Below are 23,894 nucleotides of genomic sequence, written 5' to 3'. Positions count from 1 at the left end.
AATATTTTATATGCTCCCGCGACAGTCGTCGGGGGAGCATTGCTGTAAACAATATGATTATTTTATTTTCCTGTGAAGTTTGGTTTTCTTTTTTCCACGAATGCTGCTACACCTTCTTTGAAGTCCTCTGTTGTACGGAGTAAACCATATGCTTTTCCTTCAATTTCAAGACCTGCGCTAAGAGGTGTTTCATAGGCGGCATTCAGTACTTGTTTACATACTTTTAGCGCAAGTGGTGAAAACTTCATAAGTTCATCTGCAAGCGCATTGACTTCATTTTCAAGTTCTGCTTTCGGAACCACTTTTGTGATAAGCCCCCATTGATATGCTTCATCAGCTGGTATTCTTCTTGCTCTCATAATCATGTCTTTCGCGCGGGTTAATCCGGCTATTTTTGCTACCCTCTGTGTTCCGCCGCTTCCTGGAATCATGCCGAGATTCATCTCTGGCAGCGCCAGGAGTGTATCATCGGCGGCGATACGGAAATCACAAGCCATCGCAATTTCAAGACCAACACCAAATGTATAACCTTGCAATTGGGCGATCACCGGCTTTGGAGAGCGTTCCGGCGCCGCAACATTTACAGCAAGATGTGACAGTTCTTCTTGGTGTACTTCCATAAATTCTGGAATATTTCCTCCCGCGCTGAATGCCTGATTACCTTCTCCTTTAATAATGATGACTCGAACGTCATCGTCTTTGTTTAACTCGTCAAAAATTTCCGAAAATTGAGATCGTGCGAGCATACTGATATAGTTCATTTTTTCTGGACGGTCAAAAACAATAGTAGCCGTCTTTTTCTCCTGATTTTTTTCCACGCGAATGTGATCATATTGTTTTACTGCTTCCATCATTGGTTCCCCTTTCTTCATCTTAGAGTTATTTATTTTAATTAATTAATAAACTGCTTCCTCATTTTCGTTTATATGATAAAGTTCAAATTCTCCATTTCTTATATTGCGGCGGAGAATTTTTCCAACCGGGCTTTTTGGTACTTCTTTAATAAATACGTATTTTCTCGGACGTTTAAAGTTGGAAAGCGTTGTATTGTTCTTACAATAATCGTCTAGCTCCTGGATGGTGAGTGACGGATCTTTCGGCACAACATAAGCGGCTACAATTTGCCCCCAGCGTTCATCTTCTTCGCCGATGACAGCCACTTCATCTACTTTCGGATGTTTTGACAAAACATCTTCCACTTCAACAGGATGAATATTTTCTCCGCCGGAAATGATCATATCGTCTACTCGCCCAACAACATATAAATCTCCATCCTCATCTAACATGCCGAGGTCTCCTGTAAAATACCAGCCATCCCTAATCGCTTTTTTTGTAGCATCTGGCCGATTCCAATAACCTTTGAAACTTTCAGGAGATTCAATACTAACAATGATTTCACCGATTTCCCCGTTTTCAACAATATCTTCCGGTGTTGACTGACCATTAGGATCGGCTTTAACGATGCGGATGTTTTGATGTATTCCTGGTTTGCCTGCACATCCTGGTTTTTCTGCAACATTAGGATTGATCGTAAATGTGTAAATTTCTGTGCTCCCATAATGGTTAACAAAAACTTCCGGTTTCAGCATCTTCACACACTTCTCTGTTAAAGCGGTTGTCATTGGCGCACCGGCATAGCCGATTTTCTTCAACTTGGACAAATCATAGTTATAAAATTCTTCATGATTTAAAATGTCATGATATAATGTAGGCACTAAATAAAGCGATGTGATTTCTTCGCGTTCCAATAATTCAAGCGCTTCTTTAGCGTCGAAATCAGGCAAAATAACGTATTTGCCGTTTAAAAACATGATGGATAAAAGCGAACGCATCCCCATCGTATGATAGAGCGGCATCGTGCCCAATGTACTTTCTCCGTCCTGATATTGGTTTTGAATAATATGGGCAAGAGCTGCACTGTATTCGTTTTTCTGGGTACGCGGAACCCCCTTCGGTTTCCCGGTTGTGCCAGATGTATAAAGCATGATAGCCACATCATTGTCATCGATCACCGGTTTTTCAAAACTTCCAGGGCTCCGGTCGACGAGCTCATTATAATAAATATCAGCCCCTTCCACTTCTCCAACACCAATCAGAATCGGCTTTTGCTGAAAGTTCGCTTTCAAAACGGATTCCTGGCTGGCATTTTCGTATACAACAGCCGTCGCCTCCGCATCGTTTACACAGTACTCGACCTCTTTCACGGCCAAGCGGAAATTGATCGGCGTGTACACGGCTCCAATTTTTTGAAGCGCCCAATAAATGACGATGTTTTCAAGGCGATTTTTCAAAAGGATCATTACGCGGTCATGCTGCTTAATACCGATTCTTTGAAGCGAAGCTGCTACTTTCGTTACTTCCTTATGAAACTGTCTGTACGTATACCTTTTGTCGCCTTCTACAACAGCGACTCGATTTGGAAAACGTTCGACAGCGAAATCGAACATCGTAACAACATTCATTCAATCATCTCCTTTCAGCTTCATAATGGTGATTATTTTCATCGACTGTTTTTTGAATCGCTTTTATAATCCCTTCATAGCCTGTGCAGCGGCATAAATGTCCCGATAGCATTTCTTTAATTTCCTGAAGTGTTGGCTGCGGATTTTTTTGCAGATAGTCGGTTGTTGACATTAAGATACCCGGTGTACAGAAACCGCACTGAAGACCGTGACATTCAATGAAATTTCTTTGCAGCGGCGTCAATTCACCATCTTTCGCCAACCCTTCTACCGTTGTTATTTCCTGCCCATCTACCTGTACCGCAAAGATAAGACAGCTCCTGACAGCCGAACCATTTAAGTGGATCGTGCAGGCACCGCACACACCATGCTCACAGCCTACATGTGTGCCAGTGAGACCGCACGTTTCTCGCAAAAAATCGCTGAGCAACATTCTGGATTCGACTTGTTCCTGATACTTTTTTCCGTTTATTGTAACTTCAATTTTATGAACGCTCATTGTTTTCACCCCTTGCTCGTTCATAGGCTGTTTTTACTGTACGCACTGCCAATTGTTTCGCAAGGTGTCTTCTGTAATCAGCGGTTGCGTGCAGATCTGATTCAGGATTTACGGCTTCATCAACCATATCGGCAATTTTATTTAGAAGCGGGGCAGACAAATGCTCCCCTTCCATCACGCTTGCGTCTGTAATCAACAACGGAACCGCATCAACGCCTCCCAAAACCAAACGAACTTTTGAAATACGGTCCTGATCATCAATTGACAATTGACAGGCAGCGGCAACGAGAGCAAAGTCACCGTGGCGTCGTGAAATTTCATGAAATGAATATCCCGTTCTTCCTTCAGGCACTGGAACGTGGATTTCCGTCAGCAACTCATTCGGCATAATATCAGTTGTTAAATAAGTGACAAAAAACTCCTCCACGTTTACTTCCCGTACTTCTTCTTTAGAAGCAATATGAAGTGTTCCACCGAGCGCCATTAATGATAGTGGAATTTCAGCCGATGGATCAGCATGAACAAGACTTCCGCCAAATGTTCCGCGATTTCTCGTCTGAACGTGACCTATATAAGGAACGGCTTCACTCAAAAGCCCCAGATGTTTACGAACTGCATCGGACATTTCAATTTCAGTTTGTCTCGTTAACGCGCCGATTTTCATTTTGCTACCATCAAGCTCAATGAATTGTAAATCTTTCAACTGGTTAATATCAATTAAGTATTCCGGTGTTGACAGTCTCATATTCATAATCGGTACAAGACTTTGACCTCCGGCAATTATTTTGCCGTCAAATCCTATTTCTTCTAAAAGCGCCAGTGCTTCATCTACTGTTTTCGGGCAATAATAGTCAAATTTTGCCGGTTTCATGAACCTCCCTCCTTTCTGTCTCAATTTACTTAGACGGATTGTTCACTTTTAGCTAGTTCTTTATTAAATTTTTTAAAGAAATCCTGGATGATCAGCTTAGCAACGCCGTTTAACATTCTTTGACCGACCATCGCCACTTTACCGCCGACTTCAGCGTCGTACGTATAATTGAGCTCCGTTGTATTTTCATCAATTGGAACGAGATCCACCGCCCCAGTGGCTTCAACACTGCCGGGACCTCCTTCCCCTTTTACAATGAGCTTGTAATGGTTCGGTTTTTGAATATCGGCAATTTCAATGGTTGATTCATATTTTCCTTTAACAGCCGCAATGCCGATGGACAATACCGCTTCATATTTATTCTCTTCAACAGGCTCCAGCTTCGTACAACCCATAATACAGTTCTTTAACGCCTGTGGATTAAGCAACACATCCCATGCTTTTTCAATTCCTGCATTCAATATTACTTTTCCGCTTCCGTTCATGATGATACCCCCTGTTTTGTTGACTGATTAATCATACTCCATACTTTATTAGGTGTTATAGGTAGCGAATCAATGATCACTCCGTAAGGCTTCAATGCATCGTTTACTGCGTTAGCAATGACAACAGGTGCGCTCATTGTGTTTCCTTCTCCAAGACCTTTCGCACCAAGCGGTGTAAGCGGTGAAGGTGTTTCAATATGTTTGATCGTCACTCTTGGTATTTCTGTTGCTGTAGGACATAAGTAATCCATAAATGATCCGGTTAAAAGCTGACCCTTGTCGTCGTATACGAGCTCTTCATACATGGCACCGCCAAGCCCATGAACAAGACCACCTAAAATTTGTCCATCGACAATAAGCGGATTTAGCAATTTACCAGCATCATGGACAGTGTAATAATCAAGAATATGGATTTCACCTGTTTCTGGATCAATTTCCACTGTGACCAAATCAGCTACAAAACCATACGTAATTGACGAATTAATAAGGTCATTATCATCCGGTGGCTCTGCCTGAGCTGTGTAATAGGCTGTTTCATAAATACCCGGCTCCATTCCTTCCGGTAAAGAAAGCGGATTCCAATGTGCCGATCCAGCCACCCGCTTAATGGATATGGATTTGGACGGATCTGTTTTTGAAATAATTTGACCGTTTTCAATCGTTAAACTATCTTCGTCAATCTGTAATAAGTGAGCGGCAATTTTAATGAGCTTGCGCTTTACTTTTTGCGCTGCATAGTAAACAGCACTCGATCCCATTGATGCAAAGCGGCTTGAATAACTTCCTGATGCGATGGACCATGCACTTGTAGCCGTATCGAGTTCAGCTACAACGTTAATTTTGTCATGCGGAATACCCAGTATCTCTGAAACAATTTGGCTTGCGACAGTTTCATGTCCTTGACCGGTAGGAGTTGTACTGATACGGACATTTACATTTCCCATCGGATCGATCGAAATCGTCGCCGCTTCTGTACAACCTGATTTTGGCAATCCTGCCTTTCTTTCTTCTGGAGTCAGGGCAATTGTAATGTAGCCCATATTGGAACCAGATGGTTCAACGATGACTGCTAATCCAACGCCAAGCAGTTTTCCTTTCTTTCGCGCTTCTATTTGTTTTTTGCGAAACTCTTCATATTTACCAGTTTTCAACAATAGATCAAACGCTTTTTCATAATCGCCGCTATCATACACTCCACCAGATGCAGTTTTGTAAGGAAACTGCTCTTTTTTAATTAAATTCCGTCTAATTACATCGGCTGGATCCATTTCTAGTTCATCAGCAATCATTTGCATGATCCGTTCAAGAGGAAAATACGTTTCCTGTCCGCCGTATCCCCGAATGAGACCCGTTGGCAATTTATTCGTCATTACTGCATAGGCATCGAGCATTAAGTTTGGAATGTCGTAGGCACCTGTTGTATTTGCATGGTTCCGATACAAACAAGCAGGTTCTGGCGCCCGGATATACGCACCGACATTGTCCATGATTTTCATTTTTAAACCGAGCACTTTTCCGTCATTTCTCACTGCTGCTTCAATGTACGTCACACGATCTGTGCAACTTGAGCTGGCTGCCAAATGTTCCTGACGGTCTTCGATCCATTTCACCGGACATCCCACGAGACGACTGACTACAGAGCAAAGTACGATGTAAGGGAATATACCTGCTTTAATTCCATAGCTACCGCCGATATCTTTCGGAATGATGATCCGCAACCGGTTACTTGGTACTTTTAACGCACCGGCCATAATCGAATGGAGAACAAACGGACCGTGGAAATTCGCATGAATCGTGTAACTATCCGTACTTTCCTCATATTGCGCAATAATACCGTATGTTTCAACTGGTGTCGCCGAATATTTCGGAAAATGAAAGCGGTGTTTTACGATTCTGTCTGCTTGCTGAAATGCCTTATCGACATCTCCGTAGTGAAATGTTCGGTGATTGGCGATGTTCGAACCGACATTTTCATGCAAAATAGGTGCTCCTTCTTCGAGTGCACGCTCAATGTCTACAATCGGTTCGAGCGTTTCATATTTCACTTTGATTTTTTCTAAAGCATCTTCCGCAATATAACGGTTTTTTGCCACCACAACCGCTACCGGCTCCCCAACATAACGGACTTTATCAATAGCAATTGGATAGTATTTAACAGGCGCACTTACGCCAACACTGAAAGGGTTTAACAATGGCTGAACATCCTTGCCTGTCACTACCCCTTTTACTCCCGGAATTTTCAATGCTTCAGAATAATCAATGGAGATGATTTTTGCATGCGGATAAGGACTTCTTAAAATAGCTGCATGAGCTGTATTAGGCGGTGTTCCGATATCATCGATGTATTTTCCCTGACCTGTCAGCAGTCTTTTATCTTCCACACGTGTTACTCTTTTACCAATCACTTTACTCATTTAACTTACCTCCTTCCGAAGAAGCTGTTCATAGTCTTCCGGTGTATCAATATCACCTGGGAATGGTTTATCGATGCTAGCAAAACAGATTTTATGAGAGAACATTTTTAAAACAGATCTTGCACCTTCATCGCCTGTTACGTTGAAAAGATGCGGAAACATCGAGCGGTCAAATAGAACTGGATGCCCTCTTTTCGAGCGATATCTTGCTTGGACAATAGGTGAACTCCCATTCGATTCGTAGCATCGAATGACTGCATCTATATCATCCGATGTGACAAGCGGCTGGTCACCAAGTAATACAACGGCAGCGTCAGCCGTTAAAGGCAAAGTCGTCAATCCTGCTTTTAACGATATTGACATTCCTTGTCCTGCCTTTTCATTCAAAACTAGTTTGCTCACGCACGACCTGGAAACTTCATTTTTAAGCTCGGCAATCTCGGGATTGACTACGACAACCACACCGCTTAAACATGACTCCATACTTTCATCAATCACATGGCGGATAATCGGTTTACCTTTGTATGGAAGAAGCAGCTTCGGTTTTCCCATGCGCTTTGAAAAACCTGATGCTAAAATAATTCCCCATATGCTTTTTCTCGACTGTATAATAGATGTCACCTCCTTCATACAGAATGCGCCATGCACGCCAATTGCGACAACTTCTTTCCCGTTCCCCCTCTATATACCATCATGATTTCGGCCAAAATACTGAATGCGATTTCTTCTGGCGTTTTGGCTCCAATATCCAGGCCAATCGGACTGTGGATGCGATGGATCTTTTCATTGGACAAAAGTGTATTGCTCATCGCAATTAATCTATCGGTTCTTCTCCATGGCCCTAGTAGTCCAATATAGGCAGCCTCTGAATCCAAAATCGATTCTAAAATCTCCTTATCATGCAGGAAATTATGAGTCATAATGACCACATATGAGTTTTTATGAATGGAAACGTTTGGTACGCTTCCAGCAGGATATACATGAATGAAATCTGCTTCTGGAAAATTCTCTTCATTACAATAAGATGGACGATGATCGAGTACAGTAACGAGCCACTTCAAATTTTTCGCCATCTTGACGAGTGGAATCGCGTCCGGACCTGCACCGAAAACGATAAGATGTGGGGGCGGGCTTGTTGATTCATAGTACACATACAAATCTTGTTCGCCGCCTAGATAAACGATTTCATTTTTCAAATTCTTTTTTCTCTTCAAATAATCGACAGCAATCTCATGAACAGAGATAGGCAGGTCGTTATTGTCAAAAGCACCATCAATAACCCACATTTTTCCTTGCAGCGATTCATCTTTCGCTTTCACAATAGTGGCAGCGTGCAACGGTTTTTGGAGGGACTCCGAAAAGTACTGTTCAATAACCGCTGCCTTTTCAGGGTGTTTGGCAGGAAAATATGGCTGTAAAAAAATATTCATTTTTCCATTGCAACCAACCCCAAGTCCCCAAGCGATATCATCATCTCCGTAAAAATCGTAATGAATGACTGTCGGCTTTTCACTCTCAAGAACCTTCATGGCGTGTTCAATAATGTCTGATTCAACACATCCGCCGCTTAAAAGTCCAGTTAGCTTTCCATCTTCTGAAATGAAACATTTCGCCCCTGCTTTTTGATAAGTGGAGCCTTCTGTTGAAATGATCGTCCCAAGCACACCTGAAAGCCCTTTCTTTTTACAACGTTCTAATTCTTTTTTTATCGTGATCATGACCTCCCCCCTGTTCCTGAAAATAGAATTGCTCACGATATTCACTCGGCGTTTTTCCGACAATTTTTTTGAAAGCGGTCGCAAAGTAGCCAGGATTAGAAAATCCCGTATTATGAGCTATAATTTCAATTGGCAAACTGGAGAATCGAAGTAAACTTTTCGCTTTTTGCACTCTAACAAATGACAAATATTCCACAAACGTCATACCAACTTCTTCTTTAAACAATCGGCTGAAATAGGATGGACTTAAGTACACCTGATCTGCTACTTCCTTTAGTGTCAGAGAATATCCATAGTTCATCTGAATAAACTGAATAGCACTTTCAATCGGGTTTTTTAAATCTGAAGAAAATTTATTATTCCCATTGATAGTTTGATTGATCTCTCGATTAAGTCCCACAGGTAAAAGCCGCTCAAGCGTTTCATACAATTCATTTTTAGAAAGCGGTTTCAATAAATACGCTGAAAAACCTGAATTGATCGCTTCCTGTACAAATTTGAACATTTTCAACTGCGTCACTACAATAACCGGCAAATCCGGATACAATTGTAACGCTGACCTTCCGAATTTAATTCCGTCCATATCCGGCAATGAGATATCCAAAATTAGTATACTCGGCCGATTTTGCTTCAAAAGGATCATGCCTCTTTGAGCTGTATTGGCCTCGTAAATGGTAAGAAAACGATATTTGCTTCCCTCGATGAACGCTCTAATTTCCTTTCTTGCATACTTGTCATTATCAACAATTAATATTTCAGCCAATTGTTACCCTCCTTGCTTATATGATAGATAATAACATCCTTTCATTGTTTTAAAATTTTGCTTTTTTATTTTTAATTTTTTATTTTTATAATTTTCATAATATTGATAAAAAACCGGCATTTGAGTGCAAACAACAAATGCCGGTCAGTCATTCTACTATAATATTATGACATTTTGTTTTTATTTTTCAGCATACGATACATATAAGTTCAAGTTGAAAAACCGACATAAATAAAGCGTTTAGGTTCAGACAAAAAAAGTGGTTAAGACTTTTATATATGCCGGAAAATCAATCTATATTTATACATTCTGTCCGTTCCATAGTCCAATATGATTCTTTACGAAATGATAAGTTGTCGTACAGGGGCTGAAAAAACATTTCTTAATTTTATTTAAATACGTATTCGGTTCTATGTGTCTTTTCGAATGGATAAATCGACACCGATGACTCCGACAACCTGATTGTTATGGCAGATTGGGGCTGAAATAGTAATACAAGGGTTTTTTGTCAAGGCGGATGTATAAATGTCTGATACATAAATTCGTCCCTTGACCGCTTCGATAAACCAAGGACGCGCTTTAGCATTGACAAGTCCAGCGGGAGGGTTAGAATAAATAAACGTTCCATCCAATTTGTTTGACCAAACAGCCTCAATTTCTGTATTAGATTGTAAAAATTCATTTAAGCATTTTTTATGCTGCTCTCCATTCATTTCATAGAACGGATTGGATTGAAGAAGAGTAGAAATTTTCTTTTTCATGCTTTCAATGACCGTTTCGTCGATTTGGACAACAGTAAGCGACTCATCTTTTTTTATGATACTTTGAAGTTCATTGGAGGTTTTTTCCAAAGCATCATTTATGGACATCATTTGTTCGATACTTTGATGTTGTTCATCCATATCCAATGTGACCCTGTATGCATGTTCTTTATTTTTGAGCGCCATGCCCGAAATTCGGTCAAGCAACGAAGCAATTTCTTGAACGCTGTCAGATTGCGCCCCGGCCGCTTGTACAGAATCAGATACCATTGCCGTTATATTGCTTAGCTTTTCTTTAAAAGAATCAAGGATACGAAGCACATTCAGCATCTCCTCTGATCCATTTTCTATTTGTTCTGTTTCTGCCTTTACCATGTTTGTAGTCAAAGCAATTTCATCTTGAACAAACGAAAGAATTTCACGCGTTTGCTCAACAGCTTTAGATGTCTGACTAGCCAAGTGACCAACTTCATTTGCTACAACCGAAAAACCTCTTCCATGCTTCCCGGCCCTTGCTGATTCAATGTTTGCATTTAACGCGAGAATGCTCGTTTTTTGTGAGATGGACCCGATAGTTGAAAGAATTTGATTAATTTCTTGTGAACGGTTCACTAAGTTATCCATTTGTTTTAGTAAAATATGGTGGCTTCTCCGTAATTGATCCATTTCGTCTTGCAGCTTTTTTAATGAGTTCCATGAATGAATCAACTCTTCATAGAATGATTGACTGCTGGAATAGATTTCTTGTGAAGCAGCTGAGATTTTCAGAGCGGATGATTCGATCATTCGCATCTTTTCTGATACCCGCAAAGTATAATCCACTGTCTTTTCGATCTGTCCCATTAACTCCATCGTACTCTTTTTACTCGATGTGGATGTTTGATTAAGTGAGAGCGCGGCAAGCTTCATTTGTTCAATAACCCCTTTTAGTTGATCCGCTGCTACTTGAACTTGGCCGGCAAAATGTTGCTTGTCACTTTGAGCTGCTCTATTTTGCTTCTCGTTCTCATTTATTTTTGAACGTCGTTTTAATAAAAACATAAAAATCTCACCTTTCATGTTATATTTTATAACATGATTATAACATTCGATGAAAATAAATTAAATATTTATTAGAATTTTCTCACTTTTTCTTTATATTTATTCATTAAGATGGTAAATATCTTAACAAAAACAGATCGACTACTAAACAACTAAGGAATGAAAAACACAGCCAATATTGACATATAGTTATAAAGCTCTTGAGATTCAAGGAATAAGAGTACACACAGGCGTTTTGCGAAATCTTTTCTAGAACGCTTCACAAAATGAAGGGGAATTGATAAAACTGAAGTAGAATGGCAGATTTCCCGGAAATTTTATTCATTATATTTACAAAAACGCCTGCGAGACAAGGGGACAAGTATCTGAATGCATTTTATAACACATAATACTTAGTTATTTGGTAAAATAGGAAATATAATCAAATTAAGACAGATAGGAGATTTCGCAGTGAAGGAAAGAATATTTTTAATTTTAGCAAATTTATTTTGGGCGGGAAACTATGTATTTGGAAAGTACGTCGTTACCGAGATGAGCCCATTATGGATTACTTTTACCAGATGGTTTTTATCCTTAACTTTTCTCATTCCGATTTCTTATTTTATTGAACGGCCTAATTACCGCGAAGTGTTGAAAAGTTCTTGGCTGCCATTAAGCTGTATGGGGCTTCTTGGTGTGATCGGGTATAATCTCCTGCTTTATGGAGCATTAGAATACACATCACCGATCAATGCTTCATTGGTCAATGCTCTGAATCCAGCTATGATGGTTGTTTTTTCTTTCATGATATTGAAAGAGCGAATGACTTGGATGAATGTCGTAGGATTTGCACTTTCCCTTATTGGAGTGCTTTTCATATTAACAAAGGGGCATTTGGAATGGATTTTTCAAACAACATATAACCGCGGGGATTTAATGATGCTCGCGGCGAATTTATGCTGGGTCTTTTACTCGATTATCGGAAAAAGGTTAGCTGTTCCGCCTATTACAGCAACAGCTTGTTCCGTTTTTCTCAGTGTCATTTTTTTATTTCCATTTCTTTTTCTGCAACCGTTTGATATAACCCAATTAAGCGTCAGAGGAATTACGGGAATCATTTATATGTGGCTGTTCCCATCGGTCTGTTCCTTCGTTTTTTGGAATATGGCTGTAAAAAAAGTCGGGCCTAGCCATGCGGGTGTGTATTTAAATTTAATTACAGTATTTACTGCGATCATTACATTAATTTTAGGAGAAAAAATTCTCGCATCACAAATCATTGGCGGTGCCCTAGTGCTCAGCGGAGTTTATTTTGCTACAAAAATATCTAAACCGAAAGAGAAGGTCATGCAAAGTACGCAGGTGTAGAATAAAAATCATTAAGAAGGTGAAAAAATGTTAGCGCAATGGTTACAGACGTCCAAGTATACGGTTGTGCTTACAGGGGCTGGCATGTCGACAGAAAGCGGATTGCCTGATTTCCGTTCGGCACAAACAGGATTATGGAATCAAAAAAACCCGCAACAGCTAGCAAGTACATACGCACTTAAGCACAATCGAGATGAGTTTATTGCATTTTATCAATACCGTATTCGCACACTTCAACAATGTGAGCCGCATACAGGACATATCCTTTTAGCCGAGTGGGAAAAACGGGGAATGGTCCAAAACATTGTTACCCAAAATGTGGACGGATTTCACCAGCAAGCCGGCAGCAAAAATGTGATCGAACTTCACGGCTCATTGCGAACCGTTCATTGCCAACGATGTCATAAGGCGTACGCCAGCGATATGTATATAAATGAAGAATTTTACTGCACTTGTGGCGGTTTTCTGCGCCCGTCCGTCGTCTTATTTGGCGAGGCTCTGCCATCAGATGCGATTGAGAAAGCATGGTTGGCTGCGCAAAAAGCAGAATTATTGATCGTATTAGGTTCTTCTTTACAAGTATCGCCAGCCAACCAATTGCCTCTCATCGCCAAACGAAACGGCGCCAAGCTGGTTATTGTGAATATGGAACCGACGGAATTGGATGAATGGGCGGACTTGGTAATACATCACCGAAAAATCGGTGAGATTCTCAAAGAAATAGACAGTGAGTTAAAAGCGGGTGAATAGCAACATGAACGTTTCGGCCATTTTGCGGAAAGCGCTTGACGAAATAGGCGACCGAACAGCAGTCATCCAATGCAAAAACGTGTCTGGCGGCGACATTAATTCCTCCTATTATGTACAAAGCGAATGTCGTTCGTATTTTGCGAAAATAAACAAAAATGTTCCGCCCCGCTTCTTTCAAAGTGAAGCAGTTGGTCTTGAATTGCTTAGGAAAACAAATACTGTTAAAGTTCCAAACGTATATTATGTCATGGAAGCAGAAAACGGAGCCTATAGCTTGCTTTTGCTTGAATGGATCGAAGGGGAAAAAACGAAACAAACAGCCGTTTTGCTTGGCCAAGCAGTGGCTCAACTTCATCAATGTTACGGTCCGCATTTTGGTTTAGCCGAAGATAATTATATCGGTTGGCTGCCGCAAAAAAATGGATTATATGAAAACTGGATGGATTATTTTATCGAATGCCGGCTTCTTCCGCAAATTCAATTAGCAGAACAAAAAGGAAGAATGCCAACGTACAGAAGAAATAAAATCGAAAAATTGTTAGCTTCCCTTGAACGGTGGCTTCCCGAAAAATGTCGCCCTTCTTTACTGCATGGTGACCTTTGGGGAGGAAATTGGATTGCCGGAGCAAAAGGAATGCCTTATCTTATAGACCCTTCTGTGTTTTATGGGCATCACGAATTCGAAATAGCGTTTACAGAATTATTTGGCGGATTTCCAGCTCAATTTTATGAAGCGTACAATGAGATCCAACCGCTTTCATTAGAATATAAGGAAAGAAAAGAGCTGTATCAGCTGTTTTATTTGCTTGTTCATCTCAATCTATTTGGAGAAACTTATGGTTATTCCGTCGATCGAATTTTGCAAAAGTATGTTGGATAGCTTGCCTTTTTCATCTTTGTTGAAAGTTAATTCACACTATCTAATTAATTAAATTAATTAAAAATTGGGTTGTCTGCCGTTCTTCCACATTGGTTTATGTGTGTCTCCAAAAATCTTCTTGGTGATTATGAAAAAAATGAGGCTGTCTCCTAAGGGTCTGACCTTACGCGCGTTTCACAATATATCGTTCATTCATCTAACACGATGTCCTAGATCTGACCCTGGGCTTTTGGGACACCCTCATTTTTGTTTTGGTCATTTTTACCGCGATCGTAGATGCTTCAAATAATTTTTCTGCACTGTCTCTCTTAAACTGTATATAAAACGCATAATAATAAAGAAGGAGAGAATCCCCCCCTTCCGACGAACCGCAATAATACTAATCACTCGGTACAGTTACTTATAGAGCGGCTTATGAAAATAACTGTGGAATTTGGGTAATTAATGTGTAAATGCCCATATAAGCCATAACAATAACGACAATTCCTCCAAAAATCGTCATCCAAAGCGGATGTTTATAATCTCCAACGATATTGCGTTTGTATGCGGCAACCAGCATGACGCCAAGAGAGATTGGCAAAATCAATCCATTTAATGCTCCAACGAGAATCAACGTTTTTACCGGTTTTCCAATTGATATGAAAATAATAGTAGAAATAATAATAAAGACAACAATAATCCAACGATGATACGTTTCTATGCTTTTATGAAACGTACGAATAAAAGAAACGGATGTATAAGCTGCCCCAATGACCGATGTGATCGCCGCAGCCCACATCACAATCCCAAATAACTTATATCCAACTTCCCCTGCCGCTAATTGAAACACGGAAGCTGGAGGATTGGAAGAGTCGAGTGTAAGCCCTTTAGCAACAACACCTAACGCTGCTAAAAATAGCACAATTCTCATAATGGAAGCTACCCCGATAGCAGAAATAGCACTGCGCGTCACTTCCGGTAAAGCATCCTTCCCTTTGATACCTGCATCTAATAAACGGTGTCCACCTGAAAACGTAATATAGCCTCCAACAGTTCCGCCGACGAGTGTAACAATGGCAAGCATATCAATCGTATCAGGAACAAACGATTTTACTACCGCTTCACCTACCGGCGGCTTTGCTGTAAATACAACATACAATGTCAAGCCTATCATAATAATTCCCATCAACTGGGCAAAGCGATCCATTACTTTAGCTGCTTCACGGACGAGGAAAATTGCAACAGCAATCACCGCGCTAATGAGTGCCCCTGTTTCTGCTGAAACTCCGAACAGCACATTCATCCCGAGTCCTGCGCCAGCAATATTCCCGACATTAAACGCCAAACCGCCGAGAACAATAAGTGCGGCAACGAAATACCCTAATCCTGGTAACACTAAATTCGCTATATCTTGCGCTCGTTTTTCAGAAACAGCCATAATCCGCCAAATGTTCATCTGTGCTCCAATATCAAGCAAGATGGAAACAAGAATGACAAAGCCAAAGCTTGCGGCCAACTGTTGTGTAAATACAGTCGTTTGTGTAAGAAATCCCGGTCCGATTGCTGAAGTAGCCATTAAAAATATGGCACCTAACAATATACTCATGCGGGAAGATTGTTTTACAGATGGTATGACTCCGTTTTTCTTCGTTTCTTTTTCCATGCTCATCTCCTATTTCCCCTTTATCATTGACGAATAGATTGAACAACAATTCCAGATTCTGTTAGATCCTCGCGAATTTTTTTGGCAAATGTTAACGCATGCGGTCCATCTCCATGAATACAAATCGTATCTGCTTGAATATTCACATCGACTCCTTGCTGTGACCGCACTTTTCCTTCTTTCACCATTCGAATCACTTGCCGTATCGCTTCTTGTTCGTTATTAATCAAAGCGTTAGGCTCACGACGTGGTGTTAACGAACCGTCTTGTTGATATGTACGATCGGCAAACACTTCATTGGCTGTCTTTAAGCCAACCCTCTCTCCGGCTTTAATTAATTCGCTTCCTGCTAATCCAAACAACACTAACGTTGGATCAATGTCATAAACTGCTTTTGCAATCGCTTCTGAAAGTGCTTGGTCTTTTGCAGCCATATTGTACAAGGCGCCATGCGGTTTCACATGCTGCATCTTTCCACCTGCTGCCTTGACAAACGCATATAAAGCTCCTACTTGATAAACAATCAGATCATACGCTTCTTCCGGAGTAATCGCCATGTTTCTTCTTCCGAATCCGATTAAATCAGGTAAACCCGGATGTGCACCGATACTTACCCCTTTTTCTAACGCCATGTGGACTGTTCTGCGCATCGTTGATGGATCACCTGCATGAAAACCGCAAGCAATGTTCGCTGATGTCACGTAATTTAAAATATCTTCATCGTTCCCAATTCGATATACTCCAAAGCTTTCTCCCATATCGCAATTCAGATCGACGCGATACATCCTCATCCCCCCATTTTCGATATAATCGCTTTTTTGCATTGCTTAAGCTCAAATTCGCGTTGAAGATATAATCGTTGTGCTTCTTCAAATGAAATGTCGTGAAATACAATTAGTTCTCCCGGCTTCGTTTGTGCTAAAACGGGCAAATCGACAGCAATTACTTGCGCGATTTTCGGATACCCCCCTGTCGTTTGACGATCCGCCATTAATACAATCGGTTTTCCCTCAGCTGGCACTTGAACCGTTCCAAAAGTGACTGCTTCCGAAACCATTTCTGTTGACTGTTTTCTCTCAAGTGAAGGTCCGTCAAGACGATAGCCCATTCGATTCGATTGAGGGGTTACTTTATATAATTGAGTCAAAAACTGTTCCTGGCTTTGCCTCGTAAAATCAGCAAATTGTGCACCGCGAATGACACGGATTGTTTTTGGCGCTCCATAAAAATAGGAACGAAGCTCAAATGAAATTCCCCAGCTCATAACTATAAAAGGAAGAGCTGTTCTCCTCTTATCAAACAGCAACGAATCCTGATTTCGCCCCGGCTCCCGAAGCAAAAGCACATCGCCTTTTTCTAAAGCTCGTCCTTGAAAACCTCCGATACGTGCAAGTAAATACGTTGATTGGCTGTTCATCACCTTTGGAAGCTGAAAACCTCCGGCCACAGCCAAATAAGCTCGGCATCCTGCGCGACAATGTCCGATCGTAAGTACACTGCCTTGTTTAACCAAAATAGGACGCCATAACGGTACTTCATGTCCATCGATGCTTGCTTCAAATTCCCCGCCGCATATCGCAATCAGTGCATCTTCCTCAAAAACAAGCGTTGGACCAATCAACGTCATCTCCAGCGTACCTTCTGATTCTTCATTTCCGACAAGAATGTTTGCGATGCGATGCGCAAATTGGTCCATTGCCCCGCTCACAATCACGCCGTCCTTTTGAAAACCAAACCGGCCTAAATCTTGAATCGTCGTTAATAATCCGCTACGAATAACGCGAATCCCCATTGTTTTCCTCCTGAATCTGCTTATATTCTTCCTTTGTTATCGCTTGAAAGCGAACACGGTCTCCAGTTTGTAATAAACTCGGCTGCGGATGATGCGGACGGAATAATTGGAGCGGTGTTCTCCCGATTAATTGCCATCCTCCCGGGCTTTCAATCGGATATACTCCCGTTTGCATGCCGGCAATCCCAACAGATCCAGCAGGAATATGTAATCGCGGCGAATCTTTTCGCGGTGTGGCAATTTTTTCTGACATGCCGCCTAAATAAGCAAATCCCGGCGCAAACCCAATCATGTACACAAGATAATGGCCGTTCGTATGAATATCGATCACTTCTTCAGGTGTTAATTGATTTCTTCTCGCTACTTCTTCTAAATCCGGTCCAAACTCTCCTCCATAACAAACAGGAATCACGACTTCCTTTCCTTGAGGAGCATCGGCATACTCTAATGACGAAAGGATATTTTTCAGTACCGCACAAATTCTCTCAAAAGGCAGAACCTCTATATGCCATTTCCGGTTTGTATTCTTCGCGAACCGTACTGGATCATAATATACGGTAACCGTTGTATAGGCAGGAACGACCTCAATAATTCCTTCTACATGGTGCTCTATGAAATAGGTAGAAACTTGGCGGACTCGTTCATGAATGTCAGGAGTAATTTGTTCGCCAAATTTGATTACTAACGCATTCTCACTAAGCGGTATCAGCTCATAACTCAACATCTTTTCCTCCGATAAAACCAAGTGCTTTTGAAATTTGTTCTGCTGCATGCTTTAATTTGGGAACTAATTGTTCAATATAAGAAGGCTGAAAACGACTTTCCGGTCCGACAACACTTAATCCTGCTACAACCTTTCCTTCATGATTAAAAATAGGAACTGCAACAGCAGAAGAATGGTCGGCTAACTCCGAATGACTTACTGTATATCCTTTTCTCTTTGCTTCATTCACCACAGTCTTTAGTTTCTCACGATCGACAATTGTTTTTGAGGCAATTGGGATCAATTCGACACGGTCAAGATATTGCTTTTGTTCTTCGCTTGGCATAAAGGAAAGCAAGACGCGCGGACATGCCCCGGCATAAAGCGGGGCTCTTCTTCCCACCCTTGTATACACCCGAACCGGTTCTGATGTTTCTACTTTTTCTACATAAATGGCTTCATCGCCGTCCTTGACAACCAAATTAACGGCTTCATTCGTTTCTTCTCGTAATTGCTCCATAATCGGTAACGCTACTTTTCGAACATCCAATCGTTCCGCAACTAAGCAGCCAAACTGCAACAAGGACAGTCCAAGTTCATAAGCTTCCCCATCTTTTTTTAGAAATCCGCTTGCCACTAATGACTGAACCATTCGATAGACCGATGTTTTTGGCAGTTTCGTCAACTGTACCATTTGTTGCAGCGTTAATTGTTCGTATGCCGTAAACAACTGCAGTAGTTCCAGCGCTTTCACTACCGTTTTATTCATAAAAATCTCCTTTTGTTCTGAATATCGGAATTAATATTCTGAAAAATGGATATTTTTTTGATACTCATTATATTTATCAATCAAGAAAAAATCAACAAAATTTTATTTTTATTCAGAAATAATTCTATACGGTTTAACATATATTTATTGTTTGGCATAATGAATCGCTGTAGAGTGAATAGATTCCGGTAAACCAATAAAGCTTTTGATTCCCTGCGTTATATAAGAAAGAAAAGACCGATCGATTTGTAACAATCTCCAGTCATCCTCTTCTTTCAATCGCGAAACAAATAAATCGGAAAGATCCGGACTTCTTCTCGTCTTCACACGATATTTGTTATCAGCCAGAATGAAAATAGGTGTAAGATTAGCCCTTCCATAGACGGAAAAATCCCAAAAAAGCGGCAAAAGGACGATTTCAACGGGAATAGGAAAAAATTTCGGCCATGGATATTGTCCTGTTAAAGAAAGCATAAATTTAGCAAACATATGCACGTTTTCTATTCCACCCATTTCTAAAATCCGCTGTTTTGCAGCTTGCATGTTTTTTTCGTTTTTCTTGCGATATCCCGAATAGAGAAGCGCATAATAGGCTTCAACGGTTGCCGTTAAATTCCCTTCCCCTTCGTCATCAAAAAGCTTCCATGCTCCGTTACTTTGCTGCTTACTTTCGATTCTTTCCACTAACGCTTTGATGAAGTCTTCATCATTTATTTCCAACGTACGTAATAAGATGATCATATAAGCATCTGTTGAAATGCCTGTTTCAAAAGGATAACGCCATGAACCATCCGGAGATTGTTCATTTTTCAATTGATTCACGATTCGGTTGATCTCAAACCTCACACTCGCCATTCCTTTCATTTTGGAAAAATGAGCACTTATCTATACTTATTCCCGCACCTTGAAAACGATTCATCGAGGGAGTGGTAGACATTTTTGGTCTAATAAAGAAAAAGAAAAAGCCGGTTATCCCTCCATTTCTTCAGGAAATAAAAGAGGAGTTAAAGAAAAAAAGCAAAGGTTTAAAGATGGGAGCGATGAAAGAAACCGATTTAACCAAAGCGGAAAAAAAGCTAGTCCAACAAATACTCACTCAAACTAAAATAAAAAATGAAAACAACGTAACAAGAACGCAAGCATACTTTGATTTTTATCAGCGGCATCCGGAAATCCATTGGGCGCTTTTGGGACATATGGTATCAAGAAACGGCGGCTGGAATATGACCGATTTAAAGGGGGAGCTGTTAACAAATTTGTTAGCGGAAAAGGAGCAGCAGTCCTTCTTTTCCTTTTTGGAACGCGGAAATCGGCTTATTTTTCAAGATGTATATCCGCAATTTTTACTTTATGAAGAAAGCAAGAAAAGAAAAAGACCGCTTTTTTACCTTCTTCCTATTTTTCATGTATCAACATTTATGGAAACGATCTGGAGCCACTTTTGGCAATATCGTAACCCCTATATACTGGCCATTGCTCTCGTGATGAATGAACAAAGCTATTTGCAAAAACAAGTCATTGAAAATCACCTTTTTCAAAAGAAAGTATTGAATACGATTGAATTTAAACTTCAAGATTTTCTCTCGTTAAATCATATTCTTTTTCCATTCTATAACTCCGAACATGCAGAGCAAAATATAGGGCTCATTGGGCAAACGTTACATAAATTCGATTCGCTTCATGAACGGATCTTATTAGGAAAACGATTATATTCTTTACTTTTTCACAAGAAAGATATGTTGAATAAAGTTGTTCGTTGGGCTATGTCTCAGCCGCATACGGGAACTCGTAAAGATTACTGGCCCCACCTGTTTAATGACGTTTACGAATCAGCGCCAGGGCAGCCTTACAAACGCCGCATAAAGGATTGTCAAATACAACAAGGAAGCCCCCGGATATATAGTCCAAGATTAGCGTACGCATGGAAAAACGTTACACATACAGAAGCAGACATAGAGGATTGGTTCGATGACTGGACCATTATCGATTATTTAAACAAACAAGAGGAAGATGTGAATGGAGAGATTACCGATGAATACTGCCAAACACTCGAAAAAATGGAACTTGCAATTATCGCAAAGAAAGCCATTTTCCGCCCGCAGTAAACATTTTTCCGCTTATATTTCTACCATTCTGTTTGCCTCATGGCTCGGAACCTATTTAGATCTTTATTTTGTCGGAAAACAATGGTATAGCTTTCCGGTCCGGCCATATTCAAATATTTTTACCATTAACATTGCATTTACACTGCTTGGCCTGCCAATCTTAACAACTTTTTTTCTTTATTTTATCGAAAAGATGAAAACTTGGAAAAAAGGAGTTTTTATCGTCACGATTAGTCTAATCATGATGCTTAGTGAAAAACAATCAGAAGCAATCGGATGGTTTGTTCACAATGATCAATGGAAACATAGCTATTCCTTTTTTGGATATGTACTTTTTATGACAATCATTTGGAAGTTCTACCGATGGATGAGTTCCATGTAAATCATTGGACATTATTCATGAGGCAGGGGATTGGTTATAGTCCAACTATCTGTTAGGCGCAGTTTAAACAAAGGGCAATGCTGCTTCATCTGTATAACTTACTTTTTGATGCAAATGGTATATATTTCATATAAATACAAAAATTTATATAGTTAAGCTTAGCTCTCTGGAGTCGAGAAAAATGTGAAGAGATGTATGGAAGTGTTTATATAAAAATAAAGGAACCCAGCTCAAAACGATACGCATTTCAAGCTGATTCCTTTATTTATTTGAAAATTTGAGTTAAATTTTATTATAAAACCCCAAACTGTTCTTCACGTAAATTTGTAATAAACATATGACCTGGTGCATGGGTAATCATCAATTCCGGCTTCACTTGCATGGCTACCGCTTGGGGTGTCACTCCACATGCCCAAAACACCGGGACTTCCCCATCGTTGATAGGAACAGGGGCACCAAAATCCGGCTTCTGAAGATCGCGGATGCCAATTGATTCAGGATTCCCAATATGAATAGGTGCTCCGTGAACAGCTGGAAAACGGCTCGTTACCTGAACGGCGCGCACAACATCTTTTTCCGGAATCGGACGCATGCTAACAACCATAGGACCTTCGAAACGTCCGGCTTTAACACAAGGAATATTCGTTTTATACATCGGCACATTGCTTCCACATTCGATATGACGAACCGGAATTCCGTTATCCAGCAAAGCCTTTTCAAAAGTAAAGCTGCATCCAAGCAAGAAAGCAACCATATCATCTTCCCAATAAGAAACAATATGATCGACTTCTTCAACTAATTCGCCGTTTCGATAGATTCTGTATTTCGGGAGATCGGTCCGTAAATCCGCATCAGGAGCAACGAGCTGCGGAATCGGAGAACCTGGCTCTGTCACATCGATAACCGGACAAGGCTTAGGATTACGCTGGCAAAATAATAAAAATTCAAAAGCCAGCTCCTTTCTCAAAATGACTAAATTGGCTTGAGTGAAGCCATTGGCAAGCCCTGATGTAGGCTTCCGCCATTCATTTCTGCGAATATATTCACGAACTTTTGATGGATGCGCAGTTGATAATTCTTTCATTTCCTGCTTTTCCTCCTTCATTTGATTAAAAAATCCTCAAAGGTTTAAAATATTTATCTAAAAATTATGTATATTTTTTATTTTACTATATTTACTTGCCTTTTGTCCCCTAACGTCGCAAAATTAGATTAAAACTCAACATTGTTCATAAGTAACACACGAAGAGCCTCATGGTGTCTTTATTTCAGTTTTTAATATAAAAAATAAAGAAGAGTTGGCGATTGATTAGAATCTGTTCGGCCAACTCTTCTTCGCATGAATCCCTTTTTTACTTACTTTCTTTCAACCATTCAACTTGCTTCTGAATAGCAGCGACAAGAGGATGCTCCTTTTCTAATTGCGAGTATTGGAAGAGGGCTCCCTCCATTCCAACTTTTTTGATCGTTTCTTGCAGCTCGATGGCTTCAGGGTCCTCTTTATAATCAAACAATAACAGCGCGGCAATTCCTTTCGTCAAACCGATCGGAACTTCTTTGAATAATTCGTAATATTGCTTGGCCGGTTTCATTAAACGGTCATTCGCTCCGAGCTTGCGAATCGGGGAACGGGCTACTCTTACGATTTCATCTGAAATAGAAGGATTTGTAAATCGATGAATAATTTTTTCTATATATGCCTGATGTTCATTTTCATCCCAGCCGTACTTCTTCACGAGCACAGCACCTGATTCGCTTAGTGCCTTTTGTACATCAGAATAAATTTCCTCATCATCCATCGCTTCTTTAATTGTTTGAAGTTTTTTGTTATATCCTAAATAGGCAGCAATCGCATGTCCGGTATTCACTGTAAGAAGTTTTCTCTCAATATAAGGCATTAAATCATGAACAAGCTGCATGCCTTTCACTTTTGGAATGTCCCCAACCGCATTCTTTTGTTCCACAACCCATTCAAAAAACGGCTCGACTGTTACCGTCAGCGGATCGCTGTTTTTTTGATTCGGAACGATGCGGTCTACGGCGCAATCGAGAAAACCGTAATTTTTTTCGAATAAACTTTTTTCTTCTTCGGAAATTTTTTCGAAAACTTTTTCCTTCAGGAAGGTGCTTCCGCCGATCATATTTTCACATGCAATGATATGTAACGGTTTTGGATTGACTGATAATCTCTTGCGAAGCCCCTCAGCCAAGGTAGACGAGATGACTGGTAAAATATTCGGTCCGACCGCTGTTGTCACTAAATCTGCTTCTATTAAATAATGAATCACTTTGTCATATTCCTTTTGACTATTCACAGCGGAAACATTGCGAATGACTTCCTCTTTTCCAGATTCATCAGCAATCAGAACCCGATACTCCTTTTTCTCATTTAACAAGCGAACGATTTCATCATTTACATCGACAAAAACAACCTCATAACCCGATTTGGACAGCAAACTGCCGATAAAGCCCCTGCCAATATTTCCTGCACCAAAATGGACGGCTAACAT

General features: G+C 40.5%; 23 protein-coding genes. 5 read left to right on the top strand and 18 right to left on the bottom strand.

All coding sequences use genetic code 11. The annotated features are described in order from the left end of the window. Positions 1-62 precede the first annotated feature (62 nt). The 10 genes from B0I26_RS12495 to B0I26_RS12450 form a co-directional block, all read right to left on the bottom strand. Positions 63-851: an enoyl-CoA hydratase/isomerase family protein gene (locus B0I26_RS12495; RefSeq protein WP_111645766.1), complete on the bottom strand. Its 789-nt coding sequence runs from the start codon at positions 849-851 to the stop codon at positions 63-65. A gap of 45 nt (positions 852-896) precedes the next feature. Then, entirely contained in the window at positions 897-2,462 is a 1,566-nt protein-coding gene (locus B0I26_RS12490; RefSeq protein WP_111645765.1) for a class I adenylate-forming enzyme family protein, read from the bottom strand. A gap of 4 nt (positions 2,463-2,466) precedes the next feature. Next, positions 2,467-2,961: a (2Fe-2S)-binding protein gene (locus tag B0I26_RS12485; protein ID WP_111645764.1), complete on the bottom strand. Its 495-nt coding sequence runs from the start codon at positions 2,959-2,961 to the stop codon at positions 2,467-2,469. Next, positions 2,948-3,832: an FAD binding domain-containing protein gene (locus B0I26_RS12480; protein ID WP_111645763.1), complete on the bottom strand. Its 885-nt coding sequence runs from the start codon at positions 3,830-3,832 to the stop codon at positions 2,948-2,950. The genes B0I26_RS12485 and B0I26_RS12480 overlap by 14 nt, the downstream gene beginning before the upstream one ends. A 29-nt stretch (positions 3,833-3,861) precedes the next feature. Then, positions 3,862-4,317 (bottom strand): SRPBCC family protein, encoded by a 456-nt coding sequence (locus tag B0I26_RS12475; protein ID WP_111645762.1) that lies wholly within the window; start codon positions 4,315-4,317, stop codon positions 3,862-3,864. Then, positions 4,314-6,731, bottom strand: a complete 2,418-nt coding sequence (locus tag B0I26_RS12470; RefSeq protein WP_111645761.1) for a xanthine dehydrogenase family protein molybdopterin-binding subunit — start codon at positions 6,729-6,731, stop codon at positions 4,314-4,316. Before B0I26_RS12470 ends, B0I26_RS12475 begins: the two co-directional genes overlap by 4 nt. Beyond that, complete coding sequence (locus tag B0I26_RS12465) at positions 6,732-7,283, bottom strand: nucleotidyltransferase family protein (RefSeq protein WP_245934783.1); 552 nt, start codon at positions 7,281-7,283, stop codon at positions 6,732-6,734. Between the two features lie 74 nt (positions 7,284-7,357). Continuing rightward, on the bottom strand, positions 7,358-8,449 hold the full coding sequence (locus B0I26_RS12460; RefSeq protein WP_111645759.1) for an XdhC family protein: 1,092 nt from the start codon (positions 8,447-8,449) through the stop codon (positions 7,358-7,360). Continuing rightward, positions 8,415-9,212, bottom strand: coding sequence for a response regulator transcription factor (locus B0I26_RS12455; protein ID WP_111645758.1), 798 nt, complete (start codon positions 9,210-9,212; stop codon positions 8,415-8,417). Before B0I26_RS12455 ends, B0I26_RS12460 begins: the two co-directional genes overlap by 35 nt. Before the next feature lie 410 nt (positions 9,213-9,622). Next, a complete protein-coding gene (locus B0I26_RS12450; protein ID WP_111645757.1) occupies positions 9,623-11,014 on the bottom strand; it encodes a methyl-accepting chemotaxis protein in 1,392 nt (463 codons plus the stop codon). Positions 11,015-11,464: 450 nt separating this feature from the next. Between B0I26_RS12450 and B0I26_RS12445 the strand changes: the two genes are divergently transcribed. From B0I26_RS12445 to B0I26_RS12435, 3 genes are read left to right on the top strand one after another with little or no spacing between them, the layout of a single operon-like run. Next, positions 11,465-12,361 (top strand): DMT family transporter, encoded by an 897-nt coding sequence (locus tag B0I26_RS12445; protein WP_111645756.1) that lies wholly within the window; start codon positions 11,465-11,467, stop codon positions 12,359-12,361. 27 nt (positions 12,362-12,388) lie between these two features. Further along, on the top strand, positions 12,389-13,111 hold the full coding sequence (locus B0I26_RS12440) for an NAD-dependent protein deacylase (RefSeq protein ID WP_111645755.1): 723 nt from the start codon (positions 12,389-12,391) through the stop codon (positions 13,109-13,111). Between the two features lie 4 nt (positions 13,112-13,115). Then, the gene (locus B0I26_RS12435; protein ID WP_111645754.1) at positions 13,116-13,991 is read left to right on the top strand and encodes a fructosamine kinase family protein; all 876 of its coding nucleotides are present in this window, start codon (positions 13,116-13,118) and stop codon (positions 13,989-13,991) included. 412 nt (positions 13,992-14,403) lie between these two features. Here B0I26_RS12435 and B0I26_RS12430 read toward each other — a convergent pair whose 3' ends face one another. From B0I26_RS12430 to B0I26_RS12405, 6 genes are all read right to left on the bottom strand, one after another. After that, positions 14,404-15,633 (bottom strand): NRAMP family divalent metal transporter, encoded by a 1,230-nt coding sequence (locus B0I26_RS12430; RefSeq protein WP_111645817.1) that lies wholly within the window; start codon positions 15,631-15,633, stop codon positions 14,404-14,406. Positions 15,634-15,656: 23 nt separating this feature from the next. Further along, positions 15,657-16,418, bottom strand: a complete 762-nt coding sequence (gene pxpA, locus B0I26_RS12425) for a 5-oxoprolinase subunit PxpA (RefSeq protein WP_111645753.1) — start codon at positions 16,416-16,418, stop codon at positions 15,657-15,659. A gap of 2 nt (positions 16,419-16,420) precedes the next feature. After that, a complete protein-coding gene (locus B0I26_RS12420) occupies positions 16,421-17,425 on the bottom strand; it encodes a 5-oxoprolinase subunit C family protein (protein WP_111645752.1) in 1,005 nt (334 codons plus the stop codon). Next, positions 17,403-18,149, bottom strand: coding sequence for a 5-oxoprolinase subunit PxpB (gene pxpB, locus B0I26_RS12415; RefSeq protein ID WP_111645751.1), 747 nt, complete (start codon positions 18,147-18,149; stop codon positions 17,403-17,405). The genes B0I26_RS12420 and pxpB overlap by 23 nt, the downstream gene beginning before the upstream one ends. Further along, positions 18,136-18,897 carry an IclR family transcriptional regulator gene (locus tag B0I26_RS12410; protein WP_111645750.1) on the bottom strand — a complete coding sequence of 254 codons (762 nt, stop codon included), beginning with the start codon at positions 18,895-18,897 and terminating at the stop codon, positions 18,136-18,138. Before B0I26_RS12410 ends, pxpB begins: the two co-directional genes overlap by 14 nt. A 144-nt stretch (positions 18,898-19,041) precedes the next feature. After that, complete coding sequence (locus B0I26_RS12405) at positions 19,042-19,743, bottom strand: hypothetical protein (RefSeq protein WP_245934782.1); 702 nt, start codon at positions 19,741-19,743, stop codon at positions 19,042-19,044. An 89-nt stretch (positions 19,744-19,832) separates the two neighbouring features. Here B0I26_RS12405 and B0I26_RS12400 point away from each other — a divergent pair, with 89 nt between their 5' ends. Next, the gene (locus B0I26_RS12400) at positions 19,833-21,002 is read left to right on the top strand and encodes a DUF2515 domain-containing protein (protein WP_409991434.1); all 1,170 of its coding nucleotides are present in this window, start codon (positions 19,833-19,835) and stop codon (positions 21,000-21,002) included. Continuing rightward, positions 20,929-21,384 carry a CBO0543 family protein gene (locus B0I26_RS12395; protein WP_111645749.1) on the top strand — a complete coding sequence of 152 codons (456 nt, stop codon included), beginning with the start codon at positions 20,929-20,931 and terminating at the stop codon, positions 21,382-21,384. Before B0I26_RS12400 ends, B0I26_RS12395 begins: the two co-directional genes overlap by 74 nt. 292 nt (positions 21,385-21,676) lie before the next feature. Here B0I26_RS12395 and B0I26_RS12390 read toward each other — a convergent pair whose 3' ends face one another. Further along, positions 21,677-22,468 (bottom strand): putative hydro-lyase, encoded by a 792-nt coding sequence (locus tag B0I26_RS12390; RefSeq protein WP_094245042.1) that lies wholly within the window; start codon positions 22,466-22,468, stop codon positions 21,677-21,679. A gap of 268 nt (positions 22,469-22,736) precedes the next feature. Further along, a complete protein-coding gene (locus B0I26_RS12385; RefSeq protein ID WP_111645748.1) occupies positions 22,737-23,894 on the bottom strand; it encodes a mannitol-1-phosphate 5-dehydrogenase in 1,158 nt (385 codons plus the stop codon).

This window comes from Paranoxybacillus vitaminiphilus, from assembly GCF_003259935.1.
GTDB classification, from domain to species: domain Bacteria; phylum Bacillota; class Bacilli; order Bacillales; family Anoxybacillaceae; genus Paranoxybacillus; species Paranoxybacillus vitaminiphilus.
This window is presented reverse-complemented; position numbering and strand designations above follow the sequence as displayed.

Excerpts from the sequence above, each read along its gene's own strand:
- B0I26_RS12495 (WP_111645766.1), bottom strand. The coding sequence starts at position 851 with ATGGAAGCAGTAAAACAATATGATCACATTCGCGTGGAAAAAAATCAG.
- B0I26_RS12490 (WP_111645765.1), bottom strand. The coding sequence starts at position 2,462 with ATGAATGTTGTTACGATGTTCGATTTCGCTGTCGAACGTTTTCCAAAT.
- B0I26_RS12485 (WP_111645764.1), bottom strand. The coding sequence starts at position 2,961 with ATGAGCGTTCATAAAATTGAAGTTACAATAAACGGAAAAAAGTATCAG.
- B0I26_RS12480 (WP_111645763.1), bottom strand. The coding sequence starts at position 3,832 with ATGAAACCGGCAAAATTTGACTATTATTGCCCGAAAACAGTAGATGAA.
- B0I26_RS12475 (WP_111645762.1), bottom strand. The coding sequence starts at position 4,317 with ATGAACGGAAGCGGAAAAGTAATATTGAATGCAGGAATTGAAAAAGCA.
- B0I26_RS12470 (WP_111645761.1), bottom strand. The coding sequence starts at position 6,731 with ATGAGTAAAGTGATTGGTAAAAGAGTAACACGTGTGGAAGATAAAAGA.
- B0I26_RS12465 (WP_245934783.1), bottom strand. The coding sequence starts at position 7,283 with ATGGGAAAACCGAAGCTGCTTCTTCCATACAAAGGTAAACCGATTATC.
- B0I26_RS12460 (WP_111645759.1), bottom strand. The coding sequence starts at position 8,449 with ATGATCACGATAAAAAAAGAATTAGAACGTTGTAAAAAGAAAGGGCTT.
- B0I26_RS12450 (WP_111645757.1), bottom strand. The coding sequence starts at position 11,014 with ATGTTTTTATTAAAACGACGTTCAAAAATAAATGAGAACGAGAAGCAA.
- B0I26_RS12440 (WP_111645755.1), top strand. The coding sequence starts at position 12,389 with ATGTTAGCGCAATGGTTACAGACGTCCAAGTATACGGTTGTGCTTACA.
- B0I26_RS12435 (WP_111645754.1), top strand. The coding sequence starts at position 13,116 with ATGAACGTTTCGGCCATTTTGCGGAAAGCGCTTGACGAAATAGGCGAC.
- B0I26_RS12430 (WP_111645817.1), bottom strand. The coding sequence starts at position 15,633 with ATGGAAAAAGAAACGAAGAAAAACGGAGTCATACCATCTGTAAAACAA.
- pxpA (WP_111645753.1), bottom strand. The coding sequence starts at position 16,418 with ATGTATCGCGTCGATCTGAATTGCGATATGGGAGAAAGCTTTGGAGTA.
- B0I26_RS12420 (WP_111645752.1), bottom strand. The coding sequence starts at position 17,425 with ATGGGGATTCGCGTTATTCGTAGCGGATTATTAACGACGATTCAAGAT.
- pxpB (WP_111645751.1), bottom strand. The coding sequence starts at position 18,149 with ATGTTGAGTTATGAGCTGATACCGCTTAGTGAGAATGCGTTAGTAATC.
- B0I26_RS12410 (WP_111645750.1), bottom strand. The coding sequence starts at position 18,897 with ATGAATAAAACGGTAGTGAAAGCGCTGGAACTACTGCAGTTGTTTACG.
- B0I26_RS12395 (WP_111645749.1), top strand. The coding sequence starts at position 20,929 with ATGAATACTGCCAAACACTCGAAAAAATGGAACTTGCAATTATCGCAA.
- B0I26_RS12390 (WP_094245042.1), bottom strand. The coding sequence starts at position 22,468 with ATGAAAGAATTATCAACTGCGCATCCATCAAAAGTTCGTGAATATATT.
- B0I26_RS12385 (WP_111645748.1), bottom strand. The coding sequence starts at position 23,894 with ATGTTAGCCGTCCATTTTGGTGCAGGAAATATTGGCAGGGGCTTTATC.